This window comes from Actinotalea ferrariae (assembly GCF_019733465.1).
Classification (GTDB): domain Bacteria; phylum Actinomycetota; class Actinomycetes; order Actinomycetales; family Cellulomonadaceae; genus Actinotalea; species Actinotalea ferrariae_A.
Map to the genome: position 1 here is coordinate 1 of NZ_JACVQL010000136.1, position 1,200 is coordinate 1,200.

Genomic DNA, 1,200 nt, shown 5'->3' on the forward strand with positions numbered 1-1,200 from the left:
AGGACGGCAATGGTGCAGTCAGGACGCGTGGTCATCGGGATGGACCCGCACAAGCGGTCGGTGACGATCGAGGTGATGGGCGCAGACGAGGCCGTCCTGGGCGGCGGCCGGTTCGCCACCGACTCGGCCGGCTACCGGGCGCTGCAGGACTACGTGCGCCGGTGGCCGGACCGGGTCTGGGCGGTCGAGGGGTGCAACGGCATCGGCCGGCACGTCGCGCTGCGCCTGCTCCAGGACGGTCAGGACGTGCTGGACGTCCCCCCGAAGTTGTCCGCCAGGGTGCGGGTCTTCGCCACTGGTCAGGGCCGCAAGACCGACGCCACCGACGCCCACTCCGTTGCCCTCGTCGCTACGCGCATGGCCGGGCTGCGACCGGTCGCGGATGACGAGCAGCTCGCGGTCCTGCGCACCCTGGTCGACCGGCGCCGCTCGCTCGGAGAGGAGCACACCCGGATGGTGTCCCAACTGCATCACCTGCTGCTCGAGCTGGTCCCGGGCGGGGCGAAGAAGGACCTGTCCGCGGTCCAGGCGAAGCAGCTCCTGGCCAAGGTCCGCCCGCGCGACGCCGCCGGCAAGGTGCGCCGCCGCGTCGCCGCCGAGCTGATCGGCGACCTCGAGCGGACTCACCGGCGCAAGAAGGCCGCCGACAAGGAACTCACCGAGGCAATCCGCGCGACCGGCACCACCCTGCTGGACCTGCCCGGCGTCGGACCTTCCGGAGCGGCGCGACTGCTCGTCGAGGTCGCCGACATCACCCGCTTCCCTGACCGCGCCCACTTCGCGTCCTGGAACGGCACGGCCCCGATCGACGCGTCCTCCGGTGACCACGTCCGCCACCGGCTCTCGCGCGCCGGGAACCGCCAGATCAACCGCGTCCTGCACATCATGGCCACCGTGCAGCTGCGCCGTCCCGGCATCGGCCGCGACTACTTCGACCGCAAGAAGGCCACGGGGAAGACCTCGATGGAGGCCATGCGCTGTCTCAAGCGGCGGCTGTCCGACCTCGTCTTCCGCACCATGCTCGACGACGCCGTCGCAGCGCTGAAGACGGGCCCGGGAGGACACCGGGGAGCGTCACTCACATCGCAGCGCGGCCGGCTCGCATCCCCACACCGGCACTTCGGATCAGTCACTTCCCGGACCCGCCACCACCGAGCCTAGAACCGCCCTCTCCGCAGCGTCTTGACACAGAGGGGAGCC

1 protein-coding gene is annotated in these 1,200 nt (G+C 71.4%); it reads left to right on the forward strand.

The annotated features are described in order from the left end of the window. Nucleotides 1-1,161: IS110 family transposase (locus tag ICW40_RS11485; RefSeq protein ID WP_260459109.1), on the forward strand; the 1,161-nt coding region annotated here is incomplete at its 5' end. Nucleotides 1,162-1,200 lie beyond the last annotated feature (39 nt).